Genomic DNA, 21,520 nt, shown 5'->3' with positions numbered 1-21,520 from the left:
GCGTTCCTGCAGTTATATTCGCTTGTCCTTACGTCTGGGCGGAGTCAGGCTGGACTTCGGCCGAGAAGGAGGAACTGGGGTGGGCGAGACGAAGACCCTGCTCAGGATTGCCGCGCTGGCACTGATGTGGGGTTCGAGCTTCTTCTGGATCAAGCTGGGGCTCGCGGCGTTCTCGCCGGTGCAGCTGGTGCTGGCGCGCCTGGTGCTCGGCGCCGTGGTGCTCGTGGCGCTGTGCCGGCTCGGGCGCCGGCGGCTGCCGACGGACAAGCGCACGTGGCGTCACCTCACCGTGGCCGCGTTCTTCCACAACGCGTTGCCGTTCCTGCTTTTCGCGATCGGTGAGACCACTGTGGACTCCGGCATCACGGGCGTGCTGAACTCGACGACACCGCTGTGGGTGCTCGTGGTGGCGCCGTTCCTCGGCGTCCGGCACCGGATGACGGCGATGCGCGCGACCGGGCTCGTGGTCGGCCTGGCCGGGATCCTGCTGATCTTCGCGCCCTGGGAAGCGTCGGGTCTGCTGAGCTGGGGCGCGCTGGCCTGCCTCGCGGCGGCGGCGAGCTACGGCTTCGCGTTCGTCTACGAGGGCCGCTACCTCTCGGACACCGGCGACTCGCCCTACGCGCTGTCGGGCGGGCAGATGATGATCGCCGCCGGGTTCCTCGTGCTGGTGATGCCGTTCGGGGGGCTGTCGCCGATCCACCTGACACCGCTGGCCGCGTTCGCCGTGGTGATCCTCGGCATCGGCGGGACCGGGATCGCGTTCGCCCTCAACTACCAGCTGCTGGCCAGCGAAGGCGCCGTCGCGGCTTCGGTGGTCGGCTACCTGCTGCCGATCGTGTCGGTGGCCCTGGGCGCGATCTTCCTGCACGAGCAGCTGAGCTTCCGCGTGATCGCGGGCATGGTCGTGGTGCTGGGCGGCGTCGCACTCACGCGGGTGCAGCGGAGGAAGAAGACCGAGGCCCCGGCGCCGCTGGTGGCTGCGGAGCCCGCCGCCTAGACGAGCCGGCGGTCCGACGCCCAGCGGGAGAGCTCGTAGCGGTTCGACAGCTGGGTCTTGCGCAGGACGCTCGACACGTGCGTCTCCACCGTCTTGACCGAGATGAACAGCTCCGACGCGATCTCCTTGTACGCGTAGCCGCGCGCGAGCAGGCGCAGGACGTCGCGCTCGCGCGGGGTGAGCAGGTCAAGCTCGGGGTCGTTGATGGGGGCCGAGCCGGGACGGTCGGCGAACGCGTCGAGCACGAAGCCGGCCAGGCGCGGGGAGAACACGGCGTCGCCGTCGGCCACGCGGACGATGGCGCGCACGAGTTCCTTCGACGAGATGGTCTTGGTGACGTAGCCGCGCGCGCCGCCGCGGATCACGGCGATCACGTCCTCGGCGGCGTCGGAAACCGACAGCGCGAGGAAAACGACGTCGGGCAACTCCGGGCGCACGCGGCGCAGCACCTCGGCGCCACCGCCGTCGGGCATGTGCACGTCGAGCAGCACGACCTGCGGCTTGGTGCGCGCGATGCCGGCGACGGCGTCGGCCACCGAACCGGCCTCGCCGACCACCTGGACCTCGTCGGTGATCGAGTCGAGCTCCGTGCGGACCCCGGCGCGGAAGAGCGCGTGGTCGTCCACGAGGAACACCTTGACCGGCTCGCGCTGGGTCTCCGTCACCGTGCTGCTCCCTCGCTCGTTGTCGCCCAGCCTGAGCATAGCGACGTCACGCCGCGCCCTTGGCCGCTTTGAGCGGCATGGCCAGCTGGACTTCGGTGCCCTCGCCCGGCGCGGTGCGCAGCTTGCACGTGCCGCCGTGGCGTTCCATGCGGCCGCGGATCGAGTCGGCGAGGCCGTGGCGGTCGGCCGGGACCACGTCGGGGTCGAAGCCCTTGCCGCGGTCGCGGATGAAGACGGTGACCTCGGTGGGCTCCACCTCGGCGTACACGCTGACCTCGTCGACGCCGGCGTGCTTGGCCGCGTTGACCAGCGCCTCGCGGGCCGCCTGGACGAGGGCGGTGAGGGGTTCGTTGAGTTCGACGTCGCCGACCACGACCTGGCTGACGGAGATCGCGAAGGTGTCCTCGACCTCGCCGCACGCGGCGCCGAGTGCCTCGGACAGCGGGACGGCGCCCTCTTCCTGTTCCTTCGACTTCTTGTCGCTCGGCTTGCCGTAGCCGCCGGGGCCGTAGAGCCAGCCGCGCAGCTCGCGCTCCTGGCCCCGCGCCAGCCGCGCGACCTCGTGCGGCTGGTCGGACTGGCGCTGGATCAACGCGAGCGTCTGCAGCACAGAGTCGTGCAGGTGCGCGGCGATCTCGGCGCGCTCGTCGGTGCGGATGCGGGCACGGCGCTCGTCGCCGAGGTCGCGGACCAGGCGCAGCCAGAACGGGATCGTCAGCACGGCCACGCCCACCAGCGTGGCGAGCACGGCGATGAGGGCGAACTTGACCTGGTCGAAGCTGCCGCTGCGGAAGACCACGACCCCGATGCCGGTGGCCACCAACGCGACGCCGGCGAGGATCCGGATGATCGCCGCGCTACGGCCGCCGCCACCCACGAACGCGCCCGTGACGCCGTCGCGCGCCCCCGTGCGCCAGCGCCGGCGTTGCGATTCGTCGGCCTCCCGCCAGACCACGGCCGCGCCGAGCATGGCGATGGCCAGCGGCACCGCGACCCAGCCGCGGATGGTGCCGCTGAGCGTGCCGCTCGCGATCGCGAGGCCGATACCGAGCGCGATGAGCCCGAACGCCTGCTGACGTTCCTTCGTCAGCTTCTTGCTGTCGACCTCGGCGGTGTCCTCGGCCTGCTGCGGCACGAACACCCAGAGCAGCCCGTACGCGAGCAAGCCGGCGCCGTTGAGGGCCGCAAGCAGCGCGAACGCCGTGCGCACCCACACCACGGGCACCCCGAGGTGGTCCGCGAGCCCGCCTGCGACACCGGCCACGGCCCGCCCGCTGCGGCGCCGGTACATCTTCGGCCGCCCGGCCCGCTCGCCGACCTCGGAACTCCCGGAAGTCGTCGGGGTCGGCGAAGCCGCGGTGGCCGTCATGACGGCAGGCGGCACCGGCCCCCGGGCCGGGTCGCTCACCTGCCCGGCGGCGCCGAGGTCGAGGAAGTCCTGCACGCCGTCCATCGTCACACGCCGCGAGCGGTTCTGACATCGGGGAAGCCCCTGATCACGACCCGGACACCGGCGGCACTCAGGGGAAACCTCAGGGAACGTCCCCGATGTGGCGCCGCCGCGGGCCGCGCATGCTTTGGCCTATGAGTGGTGCGAACGAGGCGCCGAGCCCGAAGTCGAATCCTTTCAACGGCTTCGAGGAGACGGTGAAGGATTTCTGGGTGAGCCGGCCACGCCGGCCGCACGCGGGACGCAAGGTCGCGGGGGTCGCGGCGGGGCTGGGGAACCGGTACGGCATCGACCCGGTCGTGATCCGGGTGGCGCTGGTCGCGGCGATGGTGTTCGGCGGCTTCGGGCTGGTGTTCTACCTGCTCGGCTGGCTGCTGTTCCCGAGCGAGGGCGACGAGACCTCGGGCTTCGAGGCGATGATCGGCCGCGGGCGCTCGACGATGTCGAAGGCGTTCGCCGTGGTCCTGACGCTGGCGTTGATCCCGGCGGTGGGGTGGACCTTCGGCAACGGCTGGTTCGACGGCGGTGGCCTCATCGGGTTCGCGCTGCTCTCGGCAAGCCTCTACCTCCTGCACCGCAGCCGCGGGCAGGACAACCGCCCGGCGCCGGTCGTCGCGTACCCCGCGTACGAGACGGCCCAGGCCGTGCCCGGAACCGGAGCCTTCACGATGACGGACACCACGACGGAGCCCATGGGCGCCGCCGCTCCCGGCTGGGACCCGCTGGCCGCCGATCCGGCGGGCTGGGACCTGCCGGACCCGGCGGGCCCGACGCCGCCGGAGAACCCCTACCACTACGAGTCGAACGACCCCACCCCGCAGCCGCGGCAGCCGCGGTCGAAGATCGGTTCGGTGACGATGGCGGCGGCCGTGGTCGTGGCCGGCGTGGGCGCGGCCCTGAACCTCAACGGCGTCGACTGGTTCTCGGTGCACCACATCATCGGCCTGGTGCTCGGCGTGCTCGGTATCGGCATGGTGGCCGGCGCGTTCGTCCGCGGCTCCCGCGGGCTCATCGCACTGGCGCTGCCGCTCGCGATCGTCGGCATGATCATGACGACCAGCGCGTTCAACAGCATCGACCTGCGCGGCGGTGTCGGCGACCTCAACGCGACCCCGCACTCGGTGTCCGAGCTGCAGCCGGTGTACCAGCACGCGGCGGGCGACATCGACCTCGACCTGACGCAGCTGCCGGCCGGCGACCCGATCGCCACCTCGGTCAGCAACGGCGCCGGCGACACCCGGATCACCGTGCCGTCGACGGCCGACGTCACCTACACCTGCAAGAACTCCGCCGGCGACGTCGACTGCCTCGACCGCTCCACGAGCGGCGTGGGCCGGCCCGCGCTCACCGGCACCGACTTCGGCGACGACGGTGTGGGCGGGCAGAAGATCACCCTGAACGTGACCAACGGTGCCGGCAGCGTGGAGGTGCTCCGTGGCTGACAACTCGAACATCCCGACCCGCCGCCGTGGCGTGGACGTGATCACCCTGATCGTCGGCCTCGCGACCCTGCTGGTCTCGGGTTACGTGCTCTCCGACGGCGCCAGCTGGCTGCCCACCTTCGACTTCCGCTGGGTCGTCGCGGGCGGCGCGGTGTTCATCGGAGTGCTGCTGCTGGCGGCTTCCTTGCGGCGCAAGCGGTACTGACACCCGGCACCACTCAACGCGAAGGGCCCCGTCGAATCCCGACGGGGCCCTTCGCGTTCAGGTCATTCCCACTCGATGGTGCCCGGCGGCTTGCTCGTCACGTCGAGGACGACGCGGTTGACCTCCGGCACCTCGTTGGTGATGCGCGTGGAGATGCGTTCCAGCACCTCGTACGGCAGCCGCGTCCAGTCGGCGGTCATGGCGTCCTCGGACGACACCGGGCGCAGCACGATGGGGTGGCCGTAGGTACGGCCGTCGCCCTGCACGCCGACGCTGCGGACGTCGGCCAGCAGCACCACCGGGCACTGCCAGATCTCCTGGTCCAGGCCCGCGGACGTGAGCTCCTCGCGCGCGATGGCGTCGGCCGCCCGCAGCGTCTCGAGCCGGTCGGCCGTGACCTCGCCGATGATGCGGATGCCCAGGCCCGGGCCGGGGAATGGCTGGCGCTGCACGATCGTCTCCGGCAGCCCCAGCTCGAGGCCCACGCGGCGCACCTCGTCCTTGAACAGCAGGCGCAGCGGCTCGACGAGCTCGAACTGCAGGTCGTCGGGCAGGCCGCCGACGTTGTGGTGGCTCTTGATGTTCGCGGTGCCCTCGCCGCCGCCGGACTCGACGACGTCGGGGTAGAGCGTGCCCTGCACGAGGAACTTGTAGTCGCCCTGCGCCTTCAGGTCGCGCTCGGCCTGCTCGAACACGCGGATGAACTCGCGGCCGATGATCTTGCGCTTCTCCTCCGGGTCGGTCACGCCGGCGAGCGCACCGAGGAACCGTTCGCGCGCGTCGATGGTCACGAGCTTCACGCCCGTGGCTGCCACGAAGTCCTGCTCCACCTGCGTGCGCTCGCCCGCGCGCAGCAGTCCGTGGTCCACGAACACACACGTGAGCCGCTCGCCGATCGCGCGCTGCACCAGCGCCGCCGCGACGGCCGAGTCGACGCCGCCGGACAGGCCGCAGATCGCCCGCCCGTCACCGATCTGCTCGGCGATGCGCGTGACCTGTTCGTCCACAATGGACGATGTGGTCCACTGCGCCTTGATGCCCGCGATCTCGGTCAGGAACCGGCGCAGCACCTCCTGCCCGTGGGGCGAGTGCGCCACCTCCGGGTGGTACTGCACGCCGGCGAAGCCGCGGTCCACGTCCTCGAAGCCGGCCACGGCCGCGCCGTCGGAACTGGCGGTGACGACGGAGCCCTCGGGCGCCTTGGTGACGCTGTCGTTGTGGCTCATCCACGCCGTCTGGTGGCCGGGCAGCCCGGCGTGCAGCCGGCCGCCTTCGCCGACCACGCGCACGTCGGTGCGGCCGAACTCGCGCACGCCGGTCGGCTCGACGACACCGCCGAGCGCGCGGGCGAGCAGCTGGTGGCCGTAGCAGATGCCGAGGATCGGCACGCCCGCCTCGACCAGCTTCGGGTCCATGCCGGGAGCGCCCTCGGCGTAGACGCTCGACGGGCCACCCGACAGGATGATCGCCGACGGGTTCTTGGCCAGAAGGTCCTCGGCGGTCGAGCTCGACGGCACGACCTCGGAGTACACCTGTGCCTCGCGCACGCGGCGGGCGATCAGCTGCGCGTACTGCGCCCCGAAGTCGACGACAAGTACCGGACCGGTGGGATTGGCCACCTACGACCTCCAGGCGAATGAGCGCTTTTGCCTCCATCGTCCCAGGTGGGCTGGGTCACGCCGCCCGCACCCCGCAACTCGCCCCGTCACCCGGCCCCGAATGAGGACCGCAGCTGTCCGCGAAGCGTCTTACGGTTCCCCCATGACTGTCGCATGGACCACTGAACTGCACGACCAGCTCGACTGGCACTGGCAGCACCACGTGCGCTCGCGCCTGGAAGGGCTCACGGACGACGAGTACTTCTGGCAGCCCGTGCCGAACTGCTGGACCGTGCGCCCGCGTGCGGAGAAGCCGGACGGGCCCGGAGCCGGGGACTTCACCGTCGACTTCGCCTACCCGGAGCCGGTGCCGCCGCCCGTCACGACGATCTCGTGGCGCCTGTCGCACATCATCGTCGGGGTGCTCGGCATGCGCGCCGCGTCGCACTTCGGCGGGCCGGCGATGAGCTACGAGACCTTCCCCTACGCCGGCACCGCGGCCGAGGCGCTCGACCAGCTCGACTCCGCGTACGACAACTGGATCAAGGGCGTGCGGGGGCTCGACGCCGAAGCGCTCGCGCGTCCGGTGGGCAAGGCCGAGGGTCCGTTCGCCGAGTACCCGATGGCCGCGCTCGTGCTGCACATCAACCGCGAGACCATCCACCACTGCGCGGAAGTGCTGCTGCTGCGGGATCTCTACCGCAACCGCTGACACGACGACGGCCCGGTCCCCCGACCGGGCCGTCGTACCCCCAGCACCCCCGGGCTAGGCGCGCACCTTTGGCAGGAGCGCGAACCCCAGCACCATGCCGAGCAACGCGGGCAGGCCGTGGTTGTCGTGCACGAGCGTGTCGACGATCGCGAGCGGTGCCACGAGGATCGGCACCACGAGCACCTGCGTCGGCAGGTGCACGCCGTGGCGCGCCGGCGCCCGCAGCAGCGCCACGGCCAGCGCGCCGATGAGCCCCGCGACGCACATCGAGTTGCCCGCGCCCACGGGCTGCAGCCAGACGTAGCTCATGAACTGGCCGAACAGCCCACACCCGAAGTACAGGACGAACGTGCGCACGCGGCCGAAGTAGCTTTCCGCCAGCGTGCCGAAGATCGCCAGGACCACCAGGTTGAAGACGCCGCCGACGAGTCCGCCGTCCTGGAAGAACATGCCGGTGAGCAAGCGCCACCACTGCCCGGCGTCGATCGCCGCGCCGTCGCGCCGGACGTGCTCGAGCAGCCCCGCCGCCGCGAGCTGAGCGACGAGCGCCGCCGCCGTGACGAGGAACACCGCGCCCGTGAGGACGGGTGCCCGGCGCGGGCCGATCCGGTCGAAGACGGCCACGAACGGGTTGCTGTGCCAGCGTTCCGAGGTCCGGTTGGTCATGCTCTGAACGTAGGGAGAGCCCCGTGCGAGCACCCCGGACATTTGTCACGACCGGGCCGGGGCATGCGTCATGAGGAATGAATCCCGGCCCGGATGACTCGGAACAGGTGAGACGCGAAAACCCGGAAAGGATCTTTATGCGAGCGACACTCATCTACGGCGCCGGCGACGTCCGAGTGGAGACGGTGGCCGACCCGAAGGTGGCCCAGGCGACGGATGCCGTGGTCCGCGTCTTGCGCTCCTGCATCTGCGGCAGCGACCTGTGGCCGTACGGCGGCATGGCCGCGCAGGAGAACGGCCGCCCGATCGGCCACGAGTTCCTCGGCATCGTGGAGGAGACCGGTGCCGACGTGACGAGCGTGCGCAAGGGCGACCTGGTCGTGGCGCCGTTCGTGTGGTCGGACAACACCTGCGAGTTCTGCCGCGAAGGGCTGCAGACGTCGTGCCTGCACGGCGGCGGGTGGGGCGCCGACGGCGTCGACGGAGGCCAGGGCGAGGCCGTGCGCGTGCCGCAGGCCGACGGCACTCTCGTCAAGCTCCCGCACACCGAGGACGAGGACCTGCTCGCCTCGATGCTCACGCTGTCGGACGTGTTCTCCACCGGGCACCACGCGGCCGTGACCGCGGGCGTCACGGCGGGCAAGACGGTGACCGTGATCGGCGACGGCGCGGTGGGCCTGTCCGCCGTGCTGGCCGCGAAGCGCCTCGGTGCCGAGCACATCGTGCTCATGGGCCGCCACGAGGACCGCACGAACCTCGGCCGTGAGTTCGGTGCGACCGACGTGGTGGCCGAGCGCGGCGAGGAGGGCATCGCGCGGGTGCGCGAGCTGACCGGTGGCCACGGCACGCACACCGTGCTGGAGTGCGTGGGCACGAAGCCGGCGTTCGAGATGGGCCTGGGCGTGGTGCGCGCGGGCGGCGCGCTGAGCCGGGTCGGCGTGCCGCAGTACCCGGAGGGCCCGATCGGGCGCTCGGTGTTCATGCGCAACGTCACCATCACCGGCGGCGTCGCCCCGGCGCGGCACTACATCCCGGAGCTGCTGCCCGACGTGCTCGAGGGCCGCTACCAGCCGGGCCGGGTCTTCGACCGCACGATCGGCCTGTCCGACGTGCCGGCGGGGTACCAGGCGATGGCCGACCGCGAGGCGCTGAAGGTGCTCATCAAGCCGTGAGCGACGCGCCGCGTGAGCCCCGTAAGGGTGGGGGTTCACGCGGCGCGCACCGCGCCCCCATACCTTGGTACGCATGGACATGATCACCCCGGAGCCGCGGCCCGCGTGGGTCGCCGGACGGGCGGAGCAGTGCGCCGAGACCCTCGTCGTGCGGCACCCGGTCGACGGCAGCGAAGTGGCGACCGTGGCGGTGCCCGGCGCGGAGCAGGTGGAGCGCGCCGTGGCGGCCGCCGCGGGGGTCGCGCGGGAGTTCCGCCGCTCCCCCGCGCACGAGCGCGCGGCGGCACTGGAGCACGTCTCGCGCGGGTTGCGGATGCGGGCCGAGGAGATCGCCGAGGTGATCACCGCGGAGAACGGCAAGCCGCTCAAGTGGGCGGAAGCCGAGGTCAATCGCGCGGTTTCGGTGTTCCGCATCGCGTCCGAGGAGGCCCGCCGGTTCAGCGGTGACGTGCAGCGGCTCGACGCCGACCCGTCGGGCGACGCGCGCCTGGCGCTCACGCGGCGGGTGCCGCGCGGGCCGGTGCTGGGGATCTCGCCGTTCAACTTCCCGCTGAACCTGGTGGCGCACAAGGTCGCGCCGGCGTTGGCGGTCGGCGCGCCGATCATCGTGAAGCCGGCGCCGCGCACGCCGTTGTCAGCGCTCATCCTCGGCGAGATCCTGGCTGAGACGGATCTGCCGGCCGGCGCGTTTTCCGTGCTGCCGTTGGGAAACGAGGCGACGCAGGCGCTGGTGGCCGACCCGCGGCTGCCCGTGGTGTCGTTCACCGGCTCCGGCCCCGTCGGCTGGTCGATCGCCGACGCGGCGCCGCGCAAGCACGTGGTGCTGGAGCTCGGCGGCAACGCGGCGGCCGTGGTCCTGCGCGATTGGCCCGACCCCGAGGGCGCAGCGCAGCGCATCGCGACGTTCGGCAACTACCAGGCCGGGCAGTCGTGCATCTCGGTGCAGCGCGTGATCGTCGACGCGGCGGTGGCCGAGGAAATCGTGCCCGCGCTGGTGGAGGCCGTGGAGGCCCAGCAGACGGGTGACCCGTACGACCGCAACACCGACGTCGGCCCGGTCGTCGACGAGGCCGCGGCCGAGCGGATCATCGCGTGGGTCGAGGAGGCCGTGGCGGCCGGCGCGAAGGTGCTCACGGGCGGCACGCGCGAGGGCACGCAGGTCGCGCCGACGCTGCTCACGGACGTGCCGCCGGAAGCGCGCGTGTGGTCGGAGGAGGTCTTCGGGCCGGTGCTGGCGGTGTCCGTTGTGGACGGTGTCGACCAGGCCTTCGCTGCCGTCAACGACTCCGCCTACGGGCTGCAGACCGGCGTGTTCACCTCCGACGTGCAGCTGGCGTTCCACGCGTCGGCCGAGCTGGAGGTGGGCGGCGTGATCATCGGCGACGTGCCGTCGTACCGCGCGGACCAGATGCCGTACGGCGGCGTGAAGGGTTCGGGCGTCGGACGTGAGGGTGTGCTGGCGGCGATGAACGACCTCACCGAGGAGCGGGTGACGGTGTTCACCGGGGTGGATCTGTAGGGCTCAAGCGGACTGCGCGAACTTGAGGACGCCGTCCGGGTCGTAGGTCTTCGCGACCTGGTCGAGCCGGGCGGCGTTGTCGCCGTAGTACGCGGTTTTCCAGTCGGGCATGGCGGGGTCGACGTAGTTGACGTAGCCGCCGCCCGCGCCCGCGTCGGCGAGACCGCTGACCACAGTGGACACCGACTTGGCGACGCTCGTGTGATTGCCCGTGGTGGCCGGCGCGTAGACCTGGATGCTGGCCAGCGCCTTGCGGTGCGGGAACGCGGTGTCGGCCGGGGCGACGTCGGCGACCGCGCCGCCGAGGCCGTCGATGAGCAGGTCCATGCCCTTGTGGCCGGCGGCGAGGTCGCTCACCTTCGCGCCCGCCACCGGGTCGGTGATGATCCGCGACGAGGCCACGAACGTCTGGCGCGCGGAGCTGCCGGAGAAGTAGTTCATGGCGCCGCCGTAGCTGAGGCTCTTCATCGTGCGGCTGGACGGTGCCGCGTTGAGCTTGCCCAGCAGGGAGTTGAGCTCGGCGGTGCCGCCGACGAACGCGCCGCCGACCCGGCACGCCACCGGAGAGCCGCCGGACACGACGAGGTTCGACCAGAGCTCGGGCGGCGTCGTCGGGAGCCACTGCTGCCACGCGTCGAGCACGTCGCCGGCCGAGCCGCCCGGGAAGTGCAGCGAGAACACCGTGATCCCGGGTGCGGGATCGGTGCGGAAGGTGAACGACGTGACGATGCCGAAGTTGCCGCCCCCGCCGCCGCGCAGCGCCCAGAACAGGTCGGGCTCGGAGTCCGCGCTGGCGGTGCGCAGCTTGCCGTCGGGGGTCACGACCTGGGCGGAGACGAGGTGGTCGCAGGTGAGGCCGTACTTGCGCGCCACGACGCCGATGCCGCCGCCGAGCGTGAGCCCGGCGATGCCGACCGTCGGGCACGAGCCGGCGGGCAGGCAGCGGCCGGCCTTGGCGAGCGCCGCGTAGACGTCGCCCAGCCTTGCCCCGGCGCCGATCACGACCTGGTCGCCCTGGACCTGGACGCTCGACATGCCGCCGACGTCGACGATCAGGCCGCCGTCGGGCACCGAGTAACCGGCGTAGCTGTGTCCCCCGCTGCGGGCGGCGATCGGCAGCCGTTGCGCGGCGGCTTCGAAGCAGGCCTGCACGTCTTCGGGCTTGCGCACCTTCGCCACGGCGGCCGGGGTGTGGCCGTCGAAGAGCGGGTTGAAGCCCCGCTTGGCCGTGGCGAAGCCGCTGTCGGTGGGCAGCAGGAGGTCGCCGCTGAGCTTGCTCCTCAACGCGTTCCAATCCGGCGGCCCGGACGGCTTCGTCGACGTCGGCGGCACCGGTGTCGTCTTGGTCGGCGTGGCCGTCGCCGGTGGCTGCCCGGTCGGCGCCGAGCCCGGCGCACACGCGGCGGCCACCGCACCGAGGGTGGCGAGCCCGGCGGCCCGCAGCAACGTCCTTCTCCCGACAGTCATGTTTGATCAGACGTTCCGGACAGCGGGGTGGTTCATCGGATCGCCCGAGCGAGTGTCGGTCAGCTCAGCAAGCAGGTCCCGGCTTGAGCCATGAACCGCTTGGTGGCCGGGTCCTTCGCGAGGGTCGCCCTGGCGGTTTGCAGTGCCGCTTCGACCTCGGTGCTGATCGCCTCGACGGCGTCGCCGAAGGTGCTGCTGTCGGTGGCCGACAGCTGGTCCGCGTGCCGTTGGGCCTGGGTGAGTGCGGCTTCGAGCTTGCCGTAGGTCGCGGACAGCCGGTCGCGCGCAGGGCTCGCCGGGGCGGCGGCGACCTTCGCCTCGTTGTCGTGCACGATCTGGACCATGGCCGCCGTGAGCCGCGCGGCGGTCTGCTGGTCCTGCTGACGTTGAGCGGGATCACCGTGGGTGTTGACCGCTTGGGCGCCGAGGTTCCGCAGCGCCGTCCGCGAATCCCGGAGCCCGCTGCAGAAAGCGCCCACCCAGTGTGAGGCCAGCTCTTCGGCCGGGGACAGGGTCGGAGCCGCCGGCTTCGACGGGGCGGGAGCGGCCGGCGGGGCAGCCGCGCAGCCCGAGACCGTCAACGCGACCGACACAACGAGGAGTGAGAACCGCCGCACGAGCCGAGCCTTTCTAGGAGCAGACCGCGTAGTCGCGCAGGAAGCGGCCCGTCGCGGGTTCCGCGGCGAAGACCTGGCGCGCCGCTTCGAAGGAGGTGTGGACCTGGCCGGCGTCGGTCTGGAGCTGGGGGCCGAACGTCGCGGCGGCGGAGGGCGACAGCTGGGCGACGCGCTGCTGGATCCGGGTGAGATCGTCCCGCAGCTGGGCGTACACGCCGGTCAGGCGGTCGCGGGCAGAGCTCGGCGGGGCGCTCGCGACGTGGGCCGCGTTGGTCTTCACCACCTGCGCCAGGGTGGTCAGGTTCTGGAGCGCGTCCTGCTGGGCCTGCTGCCGCTCGGCGGTGGTGGCGTCGACCATCGCCGCGTACGGGATGTCGTTGAAGCCGGTGTTCTTCAGCGACAGCAGAGCTGCCGACGGGCCGCTGCAGAACTCGCCCACCCGGGGGTTGGCGGTGTTGTCCACCGGCGAGGACGACGCCGGCGAAGGAGCGGGAGCAGGCGGGGTCGCCGAGCAGCCCGAAACCACCACCGCGGCCAGCACAGCCGCAACCGAAGACCAGCGCACGAAAGCCGTCCCTTCCCCAGTACCCGGCAAAGCCAAGCACAACGGGAAAAACCGCCTCACACCAGGGACTTGAACTCCGGCACGGGGCCGTCCAGCGCGGCGCCGGGGCCGCGGCCCGAGAGCCACGCCAGGAGGTCGCCGGGCGTGCCCGTGACGAGGCCGGCGGAGCCGTCGGCCATGGTCCACGTGTGGGTGCCGTCGGTGAGGCGGATCGGAGGCAGGTCGCCGAGGTACATGTTGATCATGTTGGTCACGACGTCGTCGACGTAGTCGCCCAGCAGTGAGCACGCGCTGGTGAAGTCGTGGCCGGCGTCGAGGTCGACGAGGTGGATGGTGGTCTCCGCGAGGCGCAGTGTGAGGGCATCGGCGCCGGTGATGGGCTGGCCGCCGCGGCCGCGGACGGGCGCGGTCCACGCGTGGTCCGGCAGCGAAGCGGCCAGGTCCACGAGCCGCTCCCCCGACGTGACGACGTCGGCGAGGATCTCGGTGGCACCGCGGGTGGCGCCGGCGTTGATGTCGTCGTCGCGGGCGGTGCCGGGGCCGTACATGGGGTGCTCGACACCGGTGGCCGCCCAGGTCAGGAGGTTGCCGACGGCGTCGGCGTTGCGGGCCAGGTGCGAGAGCAGGTGCGCGCGCGTCCAGCCGGGCAACGCGCTCGGCGCGCGCACCGCGGTCTCGTCGATGGAGCCGATGACCACGGCCCACTCGTCCTGCAGTTCCTTCACGCGGGTCAACGCCGTTGTCGTCACCCGGCGATCGTAGGAGCTATCGGCCGTGGGAGCTATCGGCGCAGCGCGGCCGGGGCGTCGGAGGGAACGGCCGGGTTCTTCGGCGCCACCGCGTCCAACCGTGCGTACGCCGCGTCCTGCGCCGGTCGCTGGTCAACCTCACCCTTGTTGGGCCAGAACGAGAACGCCCGCTCGGCCTGCGCCGTGATCGTCAGCGACGGGTTCACGCCGAGGTTGGCCGTGATCGCCGAACCGTCCACAACGGACAGTCCCGGGTAGCCGTAGACCCGGTGGTACGGATCGATCACGCCGGACTCCGCGCTGTCGCCGATCGGCACGCCGCCGATGAAGTGGGCCGTGAGCGGGATGTCGAAGATCTCGCCCCACGTGCCGCCCGGCATCCCGCCGATGCGCTCGGCCGTGCGGACGTTGGCCTCGTGCCCGGCCGGGATGAAGCTCGGGTTGGGCTCGCCGTGACCCTGCTTCGACGTGTACTTGCGCCGCCCGAAGAGCCCGGGCCGCGTGTACGTGGTGATGGAGTTGTCGAGGCTCTGCATCACCAGCAGGATCACGGTGCGTTCGCTCCAGCGGTAGCCGTTGAGCAGCTTCGCGGACTGCAGCGGGTGCTTGACCAGGAACGTCAGCGCCTGGCGCCAGCGCGGCACCGGCGAAGCGCCGTCGGTGGCGACGGTCTGCAGCAGGCTCATCGCGTTGCTGCCCTTGCCGTAGCGCACGGGCTCGATGTGGGTGTTCTCGTCGGGGTGGATCGACGACGTGATCGCCACGCCGCGGCTGAAGTCGCGCGCGGAGTCGACCGCGGTGCGCGCGGCGCCGATGATCGCCTCGGAGTTCGTGCGCGTCAGCTCGCCGAGCCGACGCGACAACCGCGGCAACGCACCCGTGTCCTTCATGCGGTGCAACAGGTTCTGCGTGCCCCACGTGCCCGCGGCGAACACGACCTGGCCCGCCGTCACGGTGGTGCTGAAGCGCTTCGAGCGCGTGCCGGTCTTCTGCAACGTCACGCGGTAGCCGTCGCCCACCGGCTCGACCGACGAGACGGTCGTCAGCGGGATGACTTTCGCCCCGTCCTGCTCGGCGAGGTAGAGGTAGTTCTTGACCAGCGTGTTCTTCGCGCCGACGCGGCAGCCCGTCATGCAGGCGCCGCACTCGGTGCAGCCGACGCGGTCGGGCCCGGCGCCACCGAAAAACGGGTCGCGCACGGTCTCGCTGGGCTTGCCGAAGTACACGCCCACCGGCGTCAGGTGGAACGACTCGCCCACACCCATGTCCTTGGCGACGTCACGCATCACCACGTCGGACGGCGTCAGCGTCGGGTTCGTGACCACCCCGAGCATCCGGCTCGCCTGGTCGTAGTGCGGCGCGAGCTCCGCCTCCCAGTCGGTGATGTGCGCCCACTGGCGGTCGGCGTAGAACGGCTTCAGCGGGCGGTACAACGTGTTCGCGTACACCAGCGACCCACCACCGACGCCCGCGCCGGCCAGCACCATCACGTCGTTGAGCATGTGGATGCGCTGGATGCCGAAACACCCGAGCTGCGGCGCCCACAGGTACCGCTTGAGGTCCCACGACGTCTTCGCGAACTCGTCGTCCGCGAACCGCCGCCCCGCCTCCACCACGGCGACGCGGTAGCCCTTCTCGGTGAGCCGCAGCGCCGCCACGCTGCCCCCGAACCCGGACCCCACCACGACGACGTCGTAGTCGGGCCCGCCCTGCGCTGTGGTGGTGTTACTGGCAGTCACAGGTCCGAGCGTAACCCGGGGATGTCCTTCTGACCAGAGGTAAGTTACTCGCCGGTTACATGGCCGAACCGCGGAAGCCGGACTCGGCCAACCGATACGATGCCCGCCGATGACGGTGAATTCGGTCCGAGCCCGGCGACGGGCCGGCGAGGCGAGCCAGACCGGCTTGAAGGTGCGCCTGCGCAAGATCCGCCCCGCCGACCACCGCGTGCTCGCCGGGTTCGACCGCGACGCGGCGCGTGGCCACGACCTGCGCCTCGGCGGCTATCGGCACTGGGCCGCGCACCGCGGCCGGGTCGCCGACTCCGGCGACGACTTCCACTTCGCCATCGAGGCGTGGCACAGCCGGGCCGTGGTCGGGTCCATGTGGATCCAGGCCGATCCGGCGACGCGCCGCTTCAGCTACGGCATCGGGATCGGCCCGCAGCACCGCCGTTGCGGGTACGCCGCCGACGCCGTCACCGTGCTGCTCACGGTCATGTTCGAGCAGCGCGGCTACCGCGAGTGCGTGGTGAGCGTGAACGGCGCCAACTTCGCTTCCCTTGCGCTGCACGGAGAACTCGGCTTCCGCGAGGAGGGCCGGCCACGCGACACCGAGCTGCGCCTCGGGGAGGTGCGATATCCCGTCCTGATGGGACTCACCGCGGCCCGGTTCGCTGCGCACCAGCGGCGCGGTCCCCTGCGTCCCGAGCGCGGACGGCATTGGCGCACCCCGAGGCGCGGCCGGCACTGGGCGTCCCGCACAGCGTCCTGAAAGCCTGAAGTCGTGAAAGCCTGAGGTCGTGAAAGAGGCCCCCACGTCCACGACGCGGGGGCCTCGGCAAGCGAACGATCAGCGGCGGACCGTCAGCCCGACCCGCTGGAACTCCTTCAGGTCCGAGTACCCCGTCTTCGCCATCGCGCGGCGCAGCGCGCCGAAGAGGTTCACCACGCCCTCGGCGTCGGACGATGGGCCGAAGAGCAGCGTCTTCAGGTCCACCGCGTAGTCGGAGTCCGGGCCGGCCACGACGCGCGAGCGGGGCAGCGACGGGTGGGCCGCGGCGGCGGTCCAGTAGAGGCCCTGGCCGGGGGCGTCGGAGGCGGTCGCCAGGGGCGCGCCGAGCATCACGGCGTCGGCGCCGCAGGCGATGGCCTTGGCGATGTCGCCCGAGGTGGTCATGCCGCCGTCGGCGAGGACGTGGACGTAGCGGCCGCCGGTCTCGTCGAGGTAGTCGCGGCGGGCGGCCGCGGCGTCGACGATGGCGGTGGCCATGGGGACACCGATGCCGAGCACGCGGTCGGTGCTGGTGACGCCCGGGGTGTAGCCGTGGCCGACGATCACGCCCGCCGCGCCGGTGCGCATGAGGTGCATGGCCGTGCGGTAGTCGCTCACGCCGCCGGCGATCACGGGCACGTCGAGGCGGCCGATGAACTCCTTGAGGTTGAGCGGTTCCGCGTCGCGCTCCACGTGTTCGGCGGAGATGATCGTGCCCTGCACCACGAGGATCTCGACGCCGGCGGCCAGCAGGTCGGGGGTGAGCTCGGCGGCGTGCTGCGGGCTCACGCGCGCGGCCACCGTGACGCCCGACTCGCGGACGGTCTTGATCGCCTCGCTCAGCAGGTCGAGCCGGACCGGCGCGGCGTGCAGCTCCTGCAGCTCACGGACGACGGCCGTGGGGTCCTCGGTGTCCTCCGCGGCGCGGACCAGCCGGAAGATGGCGTCCTCGACGTTGGCGTGGCGCGCCCACAGGCCCTCGGCGTTGAGCACGCCCAGGCCGCCCAGCTCACCGATCGCGACGGCCGTGCCCGGCGACACGATGGCGTCGGTCGGGTGCGTGACCAGCGGCAGGTCGAAGCGGTACGCGTCGATCTGCCACGAGGTCGACACCACCGACGACGACCGCGTGCGCCGCGAGGGCACGATCTCCACGTCATCGAGGTCATACGCCCGCCGAGCGGTGCGACCCATCCCGATCTCGACCAGATCCCGCACGTGATGTCCCTTCTCGCACCGACGACAACGTCGTCCATTGTCGCTAGTCCGCGTGGGTGACCAACGCACGGGGCCTCTTTCGAGGGCGAACAACCGCAGGTTGTGCACCACGTCACGAGGTTGTTTGCCACCGCCGTTTCGCGCGCTGTTGGATGCGTCGGACGACGACAGGGGGACGAGAGTGGCGCTGGGGCAGGACTTCCGGAGGTTGTGGCTCGCATACGCCACGAGCACCGCGGGCACGTGGCTCGCGCTCGACGCGTTCCCGTTCATCGCCGTGACGGTGCTCCACAGCAGCACCACCGAGGTCTCGGTGCTCGCCGCGGCGGGCCTGGCCGTCGGCGCGCTGATCGCCGTGCCGCTCGGGCCGTGGGTGGAGTTCCGGCGCAAACGACCGGTGCTGGTCGCGATGGACCTCCTGCGGTTCGTCGCGTTGCTCACCCTGCCGCTCGGGTACGCGCTCGGCGGGCTCACGTTCGGGCAGCTCGTGGCCGTGTCGGTGGTTGTGGCGGCCGCGGACATCGTGTTCACCGCGGCCAGCGGCGCCTACCTCAAGGGCCTGGCCACCGGCGAGGACCTGCTCGTGGCCAACGGCCGGTTCGAATCGACGCAGTGGACCGCCACCGCCGTCGGGCCGCCGTCGGGCGGGGCGTTGATCGGCGTGTTCGGACCACTCACGACGGTGGTGCTCGACAGCGTGAGCTACCTGCTGTCCGCGCTCGCGATCGGCGCCATCCGCACGCCCGAGCCGCCGCCCACCGCGCGTCCGGCGACAGTCCGGACCAGGGACGTGCTCGACGGCTGGCACTACATCCTCGGTCACCCGCGGCTGCGCGCGTTGTTCCTCAACACCACGCTGGTGAACGGCCTGATCATGGCGACCTCGCCCCTGCTCGCGGTCCTGCTCCTGCGCGAGCTCGGGTTCGCGGCGTGGCAGTACGGGCTGGCGTTCGGCGTGCCGTGCCTGGGCGGGCTGCTCGGCTCACGGCTGTCGCGCCGCATCACCGCGCGCTTCGGCCCGGACCGCGTGCTGCTGGTCACCGGGACGCTGCGCGTGATCTGGCCGGTGGCGCTCGGGTTCACCCCGCGTGGGCTCGCCGGGCTGGGGTTCGTGATGCTCGTGGAGTTCGGGCTGATCCTCACCATCGGCATCTTCAACCCGGTGTCCGCCACCTACCGGTTGCAGGAGACGGAAACCTCGCGCGCCGCCCGCGTGCTGTCGGCGTGGAGCATCACCGGCGGCGCGACGCGGGCCGCGCTGACGCTGGTGTGGGGTGCGCTCGGCGCGTGGCTCGGCACGCGCGAAGCGATCGGCCTGGCTGGGCTGCTGATGCTGGCCACGCCCGTGCTGCTCTGGCGGGTCAGAACAACGTCGCGCCCGCCACGGCCCCCGCGACCGCGGAAAGCAGGCCCACCGCGAGCGACACCGGCAGCGCCCGTTTCCCGCCCCGCACCATGAGGAACACCGCGTAGGCCAGCACGATCACCCCGACCAGGCCACCCCACACCGGCCCGATCAACGACGACGTGCGCACCCCGACCACCTCGTCGCCGCGGCGCACCTCGCGCACCGCGCCGGACCGGTTCGAGCGCGTGAGCTCCACGGCGGTGCCGACGCGGGTGTCGAGCGCCGGATCCACGCTCAGCATGTCGACGTTCTCGCCGCCCGCCGTGAGGAACCGCAGGACGTAGCGCGTGGGCGGGTTGTCGGGGTCGCGCACCTCGTCGCAGCTCACGACGTGGGCCGCCTCGACGTGCGACGGCCCGGCGACCTGAACCACGACGCCGGCCCCGACGGCCGCCGGCATGGCGAAGCCGACGACGACCACGAACAACTCGGCGAGACGATCCGCTTTCACCGCACCACTCAGCCGCACCGCGGCCGTCGCCGTGAGGGGACAAATGCCGCTCAGCGTTCGGGGGCCCGGAATCCGTGTCAGAAGGAGACGCGCTCCACGGAATCCGTTCGCAGCACCGACTCCTGCTGGAACAGCTTCTTGTAGTCCGTGCGGATCTGCTCGAGGTCGGTGTCGGCGTCGCGATCGTCGAACGGGTACAGGATCACGAGGACGATCGAGTGCTCGCGCGTGATCTCACCCGACGCGATCCGGTACTGGCCCGTGCCTTCGAGCTGGGTGAAGCCGTCAGGGAAGCGCGGGGTGACGTCCTTCGCGGTGAAGTCGGCGAAGTCCGCTTCGCTGACCACGCCGCCGTCCGGCTTGCCCGTGCCGAAGTAGAGCTCGGTGCGTTTTTAGACGTCGCCGCGATCAGCGGTCGCGGGCGCGGGGGCATTGGCCGGCGCAGCCACCGCCGCTCCCCCACCTGCGCCCAGCAGTGCCGCCGCCGTCGTGACCATCAGCACAACCCGTCGTGAAATGGACATCCCGCCCGCCCCCTCCGAGAAAGATCAACGTCTCGAAGTGTGCCGGGACGGGCGGGATGTCCGGAAGATCCGAACGAGTTACCGCGCGGAGTAGTTCGGGGCCTCGACGGTCATCGTGATGTCGTGCGGGTGGCTCTCCTTCAGCCCGGCCGCGGTGATGCGGACGAGCTGCGCCTCCTGCAGCTGCGGGATCGTCTCGGCGCCCGCGTAGCCCATGCCCGCGCGCAGGCCGCCGACGAGCTGGTGCACGACGTTGGCGAGCGGCCCGCGGAATGGGATGCGGCCTTCGATGCCCTCCGGGACGAGCTTGTCCTCGTTGAGCACGTCGTCCTGCGCGTAGCGGTCCTTGGAGTACGACTTGCCCTGGCCGCGCGACTGCATCGCACCGAGCGAGCCCATGCCGCGGTAGACCTTGAACTGCTTGCCGCCGACGAGGATCAGGTCGCCGGGCGACTCGGCGGTGCCGGCGAGCAGGCTGCCCAGCATCACGGTCGACGCGCCGGCCGCGATGGCCTTGGCGATGTCGCCGGAGTACTGGATGCCGCCGTCGCCGATCACCGGGATGCCGGCCGGGCGGCAGGCCTGGTCGGCCTCGTAGATCGCGGAGATCTGCGGCACGCCGACACCGGCGACGATGCGCGTGGTGCAGATCGAGCCCGGGCCGACGCCGACCTTCACGCCGTCCACGCCCGCGTCGACGAGCGCCTGAGCGCCCGCGCGCGTGGCGACGTTGCCGCCGACGATGTCGACGGTGTCGCCCAGCTCCTTCTTCAGCAGCTTCACGGTCTCGACGACGGCGCGGGAGTGGCCGTGGGCGGTGTCGACCATCAGCACGTCGACGCCGGCCTCGGCCAGCGTCATCGCGCGCTTGTGCCCGTCGGCGCCGACGCCCACGGCCGCGCCGACGATCAGGCGGCCGTCGGTGTCCTTGGTGGCGTTGGGGTACTGCTCGGTCTTCACGAAGTCCTTGACCGTGATCAGGCCGCGGAGCTTGCCCGCGCCGTCGACGATCGGCAGCTTCTCGATCTTGTGCCGGCGCAGGAGGCCGAGGGCCGCGTCGGCCGTGACGCCGACCTGCGCGGTGATCAGCGGCGCCTTCGTCATGACGTCGCTGACCAGACGCGTGTAGTCCACCTCGAACCGCATGTCGCGGTTGGTGATGATGCCCACGAGCGAGCCGGACGCGTCGGTCACGGGGACGCCCGAGATGCGGAAGCGGGCGCAGAGGGCGTCGACCTCGGCCAGCGTGTCGTCGGGCGAGCAGGTGACCGGGTCGGTGACCATGCCGGCTTCGGACCGCTTCACCACCTCGACGGCGGCGGCCTGCTCGTCGATCGGCAGGTTGCGCTGCAGCACGCCGATGCCACCCTGGCGCGCCATGGCGATCGCCATGCGGGCCTCGGTGACGGTGTCCATGGCGGCGGAGACCAGGGGAACGTTGAGGGTGATGTTGCGCGTGAGGCGGGTGCTGGTGTCGACCCCGCTGGGCACCACGTCGGATTCGGCCGGCAGAAGCAGCACGTCGTCGAAGGTCAGGCCCAGCATCGCGAACTTGCTGGGCACGGGGGCGGTGATGCTTTCGCTGGTCATAGCGGGCGA

20 protein-coding genes and 1 pseudogene are annotated in these 21,520 nt (G+C 71.6%); 8 read left to right on the top strand and 13 right to left on the bottom strand.

Annotated elements, in window-relative coordinates; translation table 11 throughout:
• Nucleotides 1-79: 79 nt before the first annotated feature.
• Nucleotides 80-1,000, top strand: coding sequence for a DMT family transporter (locus ACFY1H_RS12945; RefSeq protein ID WP_386946456.1), 921 nt, complete (start codon nucleotides 80-82; stop codon nucleotides 998-1,000).
• Here the strand turns inward: ACFY1H_RS12945 and ACFY1H_RS12940 are convergent.
• Both ACFY1H_RS12940 and ACFY1H_RS12935 read right to left on the bottom strand, forming a co-directional pair.
• Nucleotides 997-1,704 carry a response regulator transcription factor gene (locus ACFY1H_RS12940; protein ID WP_255638645.1) on the bottom strand — a complete coding sequence of 236 codons (708 nt, stop codon included), beginning with the start codon at nucleotides 1,702-1,704 and terminating at the stop codon, nucleotides 997-999. The genes ACFY1H_RS12945 and ACFY1H_RS12940 overlap by 4 nt on opposite strands.
• Nucleotides 1,705-1,711: 7 nt before the next feature.
• Nucleotides 1,712-3,124, bottom strand: a complete 1,413-nt coding sequence (locus ACFY1H_RS12935) for a PspC domain-containing protein (RefSeq protein WP_386946454.1) — start codon at nucleotides 3,122-3,124, stop codon at nucleotides 1,712-1,714.
• Between the two features lie 125 nt (nucleotides 3,125-3,249).
• Here ACFY1H_RS12935 and ACFY1H_RS12930 point away from each other — a divergent pair, with 125 nt between their 5' ends.
• Nucleotides 3,250-4,557 (top strand): PspC domain-containing protein, encoded by a 1,308-nt coding sequence (locus tag ACFY1H_RS12930; RefSeq protein WP_386946453.1) that lies wholly within the window; start codon nucleotides 3,250-3,252, stop codon nucleotides 4,555-4,557.
• A complete protein-coding gene (locus ACFY1H_RS12925; RefSeq protein ID WP_364181835.1) occupies nucleotides 4,550-4,762 on the top strand; it encodes a hypothetical protein in 213 nt (70 codons plus the stop codon). The genes ACFY1H_RS12930 and ACFY1H_RS12925 overlap by 8 nt, the downstream gene beginning before the upstream one ends.
• 62 nt (nucleotides 4,763-4,824) lie before the next feature.
• Here ACFY1H_RS12925 and guaA read toward each other — a convergent pair whose 3' ends face one another.
• Nucleotides 4,825-6,381 carry a glutamine-hydrolyzing GMP synthase gene (gene guaA, locus ACFY1H_RS12920; RefSeq protein WP_366575668.1) on the bottom strand — a complete coding sequence of 519 codons (1,557 nt, stop codon included), beginning with the start codon at nucleotides 6,379-6,381 and terminating at the stop codon, nucleotides 4,825-4,827.
• A 142-nt stretch (nucleotides 6,382-6,523) separates the two neighbouring features.
• On the opposite strand from guaA, the gene ACFY1H_RS12915 reads away from it, so the two are divergent.
• Nucleotides 6,524-7,072 carry a DinB family protein gene (locus ACFY1H_RS12915; RefSeq protein WP_366575670.1) on the top strand — a complete coding sequence of 183 codons (549 nt, stop codon included), beginning with the start codon at nucleotides 6,524-6,526 and terminating at the stop codon, nucleotides 7,070-7,072.
• Between the two features lie 54 nt (nucleotides 7,073-7,126).
• Here ACFY1H_RS12915 and ACFY1H_RS12910 read toward each other — a convergent pair whose 3' ends face one another.
• Nucleotides 7,127-7,738 carry a rhomboid family intramembrane serine protease gene (locus ACFY1H_RS12910; protein WP_366575672.1) on the bottom strand — a complete coding sequence of 204 codons (612 nt, stop codon included), beginning with the start codon at nucleotides 7,736-7,738 and terminating at the stop codon, nucleotides 7,127-7,129.
• A gap of 137 nt (nucleotides 7,739-7,875) precedes the next feature.
• On the opposite strand from ACFY1H_RS12910, the gene ACFY1H_RS12905 reads away from it, so the two are divergent.
• Nucleotides 7,876-8,910 (top strand): zinc-dependent alcohol dehydrogenase family protein, encoded by a 1,035-nt coding sequence (locus tag ACFY1H_RS12905; RefSeq protein ID WP_366575674.1) that lies wholly within the window; start codon nucleotides 7,876-7,878, stop codon nucleotides 8,908-8,910.
• 73 nt (nucleotides 8,911-8,983) lie between these two features.
• A complete protein-coding gene (locus ACFY1H_RS12900) occupies nucleotides 8,984-10,429 on the top strand; it encodes an aldehyde dehydrogenase family protein (RefSeq protein ID WP_386946449.1) in 1,446 nt (481 codons plus the stop codon).
• A gap of 3 nt (nucleotides 10,430-10,432) precedes the next feature.
• On the opposite strand, the gene ACFY1H_RS12895 is transcribed toward ACFY1H_RS12900, so the two are convergent.
• Genes ACFY1H_RS12895 through ACFY1H_RS12875 form a run of 5 tightly spaced genes read right to left on the bottom strand, consistent with a single transcriptional unit; the run spans nucleotide 10,433 to nucleotide 15,566 of the window.
• Nucleotides 10,433-11,896, bottom strand: coding sequence for an FAD-dependent oxidoreductase (locus tag ACFY1H_RS12895; RefSeq protein ID WP_366575677.1), 1,464 nt, complete (start codon nucleotides 11,894-11,896; stop codon nucleotides 10,433-10,435).
• 59 nt (nucleotides 11,897-11,955) lie between these two features.
• Entirely contained in the window at nucleotides 11,956-12,489 is a 534-nt protein-coding gene (locus tag ACFY1H_RS12890; RefSeq protein WP_366575679.1) for a hypothetical protein, read from the bottom strand.
• A 37-nt stretch (nucleotides 12,490-12,526) separates the two neighbouring features.
• Nucleotides 12,527-13,078, bottom strand: a complete 552-nt coding sequence (locus ACFY1H_RS12885) for a hypothetical protein (RefSeq protein ID WP_386946447.1) — start codon at nucleotides 13,076-13,078, stop codon at nucleotides 12,527-12,529.
• 56 nt (nucleotides 13,079-13,134) lie between these two features.
• Nucleotides 13,135-13,827: a maleylpyruvate isomerase family mycothiol-dependent enzyme gene (locus tag ACFY1H_RS12880; RefSeq protein ID WP_386946446.1), complete on the bottom strand. Its 693-nt coding sequence runs from the start codon at nucleotides 13,825-13,827 to the stop codon at nucleotides 13,135-13,137.
• A 32-nt stretch (nucleotides 13,828-13,859) separates the two neighbouring features.
• Nucleotides 13,860-15,566, bottom strand: a complete 1,707-nt coding sequence (locus ACFY1H_RS12875; RefSeq protein ID WP_386946444.1) for an FAD-dependent oxidoreductase — start codon at nucleotides 15,564-15,566, stop codon at nucleotides 13,860-13,862.
• 172 nt (nucleotides 15,567-15,738) lie between these two features.
• Here ACFY1H_RS12875 and ACFY1H_RS12870 point away from each other — a divergent pair, with 172 nt between their 5' ends.
• Complete coding sequence (locus tag ACFY1H_RS12870) at nucleotides 15,739-16,320, top strand: GNAT family N-acetyltransferase (protein ID WP_366575963.1); 582 nt, start codon at nucleotides 15,739-15,741, stop codon at nucleotides 16,318-16,320.
• Between the two features lie 78 nt (nucleotides 16,321-16,398).
• On the opposite strand, the gene ACFY1H_RS12865 is transcribed toward ACFY1H_RS12870, so the two are convergent.
• A complete protein-coding gene (locus tag ACFY1H_RS12865) occupies nucleotides 16,399-17,538 on the bottom strand; it encodes a GuaB3 family IMP dehydrogenase-related protein (RefSeq protein WP_366575687.1) in 1,140 nt (379 codons plus the stop codon).
• 181 nt (nucleotides 17,539-17,719) lie between these two features.
• On the opposite strand from ACFY1H_RS12865, the gene ACFY1H_RS12860 reads away from it, so the two are divergent.
• Nucleotides 17,720-18,997, top strand: a complete 1,278-nt coding sequence (locus ACFY1H_RS12860) for an MFS transporter (protein ID WP_366575689.1) — start codon at nucleotides 17,720-17,722, stop codon at nucleotides 18,995-18,997.
• Here the strand turns inward: ACFY1H_RS12860 and ACFY1H_RS12855 are convergent.
• The 3 genes and pseudogenes from ACFY1H_RS12855 to guaB form a co-directional block, all read right to left on the bottom strand.
• On the bottom strand, nucleotides 18,900-19,397 hold the full coding sequence (locus ACFY1H_RS12855; protein ID WP_366575690.1) for a hypothetical protein: 498 nt from the start codon (nucleotides 19,395-19,397) through the stop codon (nucleotides 18,900-18,902). The genes ACFY1H_RS12860 and ACFY1H_RS12855 overlap by 98 nt on opposite strands.
• 77 nt (nucleotides 19,398-19,474) lie before the next feature.
• A pseudogene (locus ACFY1H_RS12850) lies at nucleotides 19,475-19,774 on the bottom strand (DUF3574 domain-containing protein); the annotation flags it as partial.
• Between the two features lie 225 nt (nucleotides 19,775-19,999).
• The gene (gene guaB / locus ACFY1H_RS12845; RefSeq protein WP_360597460.1) at nucleotides 20,000-21,511 is read right to left on the bottom strand and encodes an IMP dehydrogenase; all 1,512 of its coding nucleotides are present in this window, start codon (nucleotides 21,509-21,511) and stop codon (nucleotides 20,000-20,002) included.
• Nucleotides 21,512-21,520: the final 9 nt, after the last annotated feature.

The sequence above is a fragment of the Amycolatopsis sp. NPDC001319 genome (assembly GCF_042896185.1).
In the GTDB taxonomy this organism is placed as follows: Bacteria; Actinomycetota; Actinomycetes; order Mycobacteriales; family Pseudonocardiaceae; genus Amycolatopsis.
This window is presented reverse-complemented; position numbering and strand designations above follow the sequence as displayed.

Coding starts and splice junctions, on each gene's coding strand:
- ACFY1H_RS12905 (WP_366575674.1), top strand. CDS start 7,876: ATGCGAGCGACACTCATCTACGGCGCCGGCGACGTCCGAGTGGAGACG.
- ACFY1H_RS12930 (WP_386946453.1), top strand. CDS start 3,250: ATGAGTGGTGCGAACGAGGCGCCGAGCCCGAAGTCGAATCCTTTCAAC.
- ACFY1H_RS12900 (WP_386946449.1), top strand. CDS start 8,984: ATGGACATGATCACCCCGGAGCCGCGGCCCGCGTGGGTCGCCGGACGG.
- ACFY1H_RS12910 (WP_366575672.1), bottom strand. CDS start 7,738: ATGACCAACCGGACCTCGGAACGCTGGCACAGCAACCCGTTCGTGGCC.
- ACFY1H_RS12940 (WP_255638645.1), bottom strand. CDS start 1,704: ATGCTCAGGCTGGGCGACAACGAGCGAGGGAGCAGCACGGTGACGGAG.
- guaB (WP_360597460.1), bottom strand. CDS start 21,511: ATGACCAGCGAAAGCATCACCGCCCCCGTGCCCAGCAAGTTCGCGATG.
- ACFY1H_RS12895 (WP_366575677.1), bottom strand. CDS start 11,896: ATGACTGTCGGGAGAAGGACGTTGCTGCGGGCCGCCGGGCTCGCCACC.
- ACFY1H_RS12915 (WP_366575670.1), top strand. CDS start 6,524: ATGACTGTCGCATGGACCACTGAACTGCACGACCAGCTCGACTGGCAC.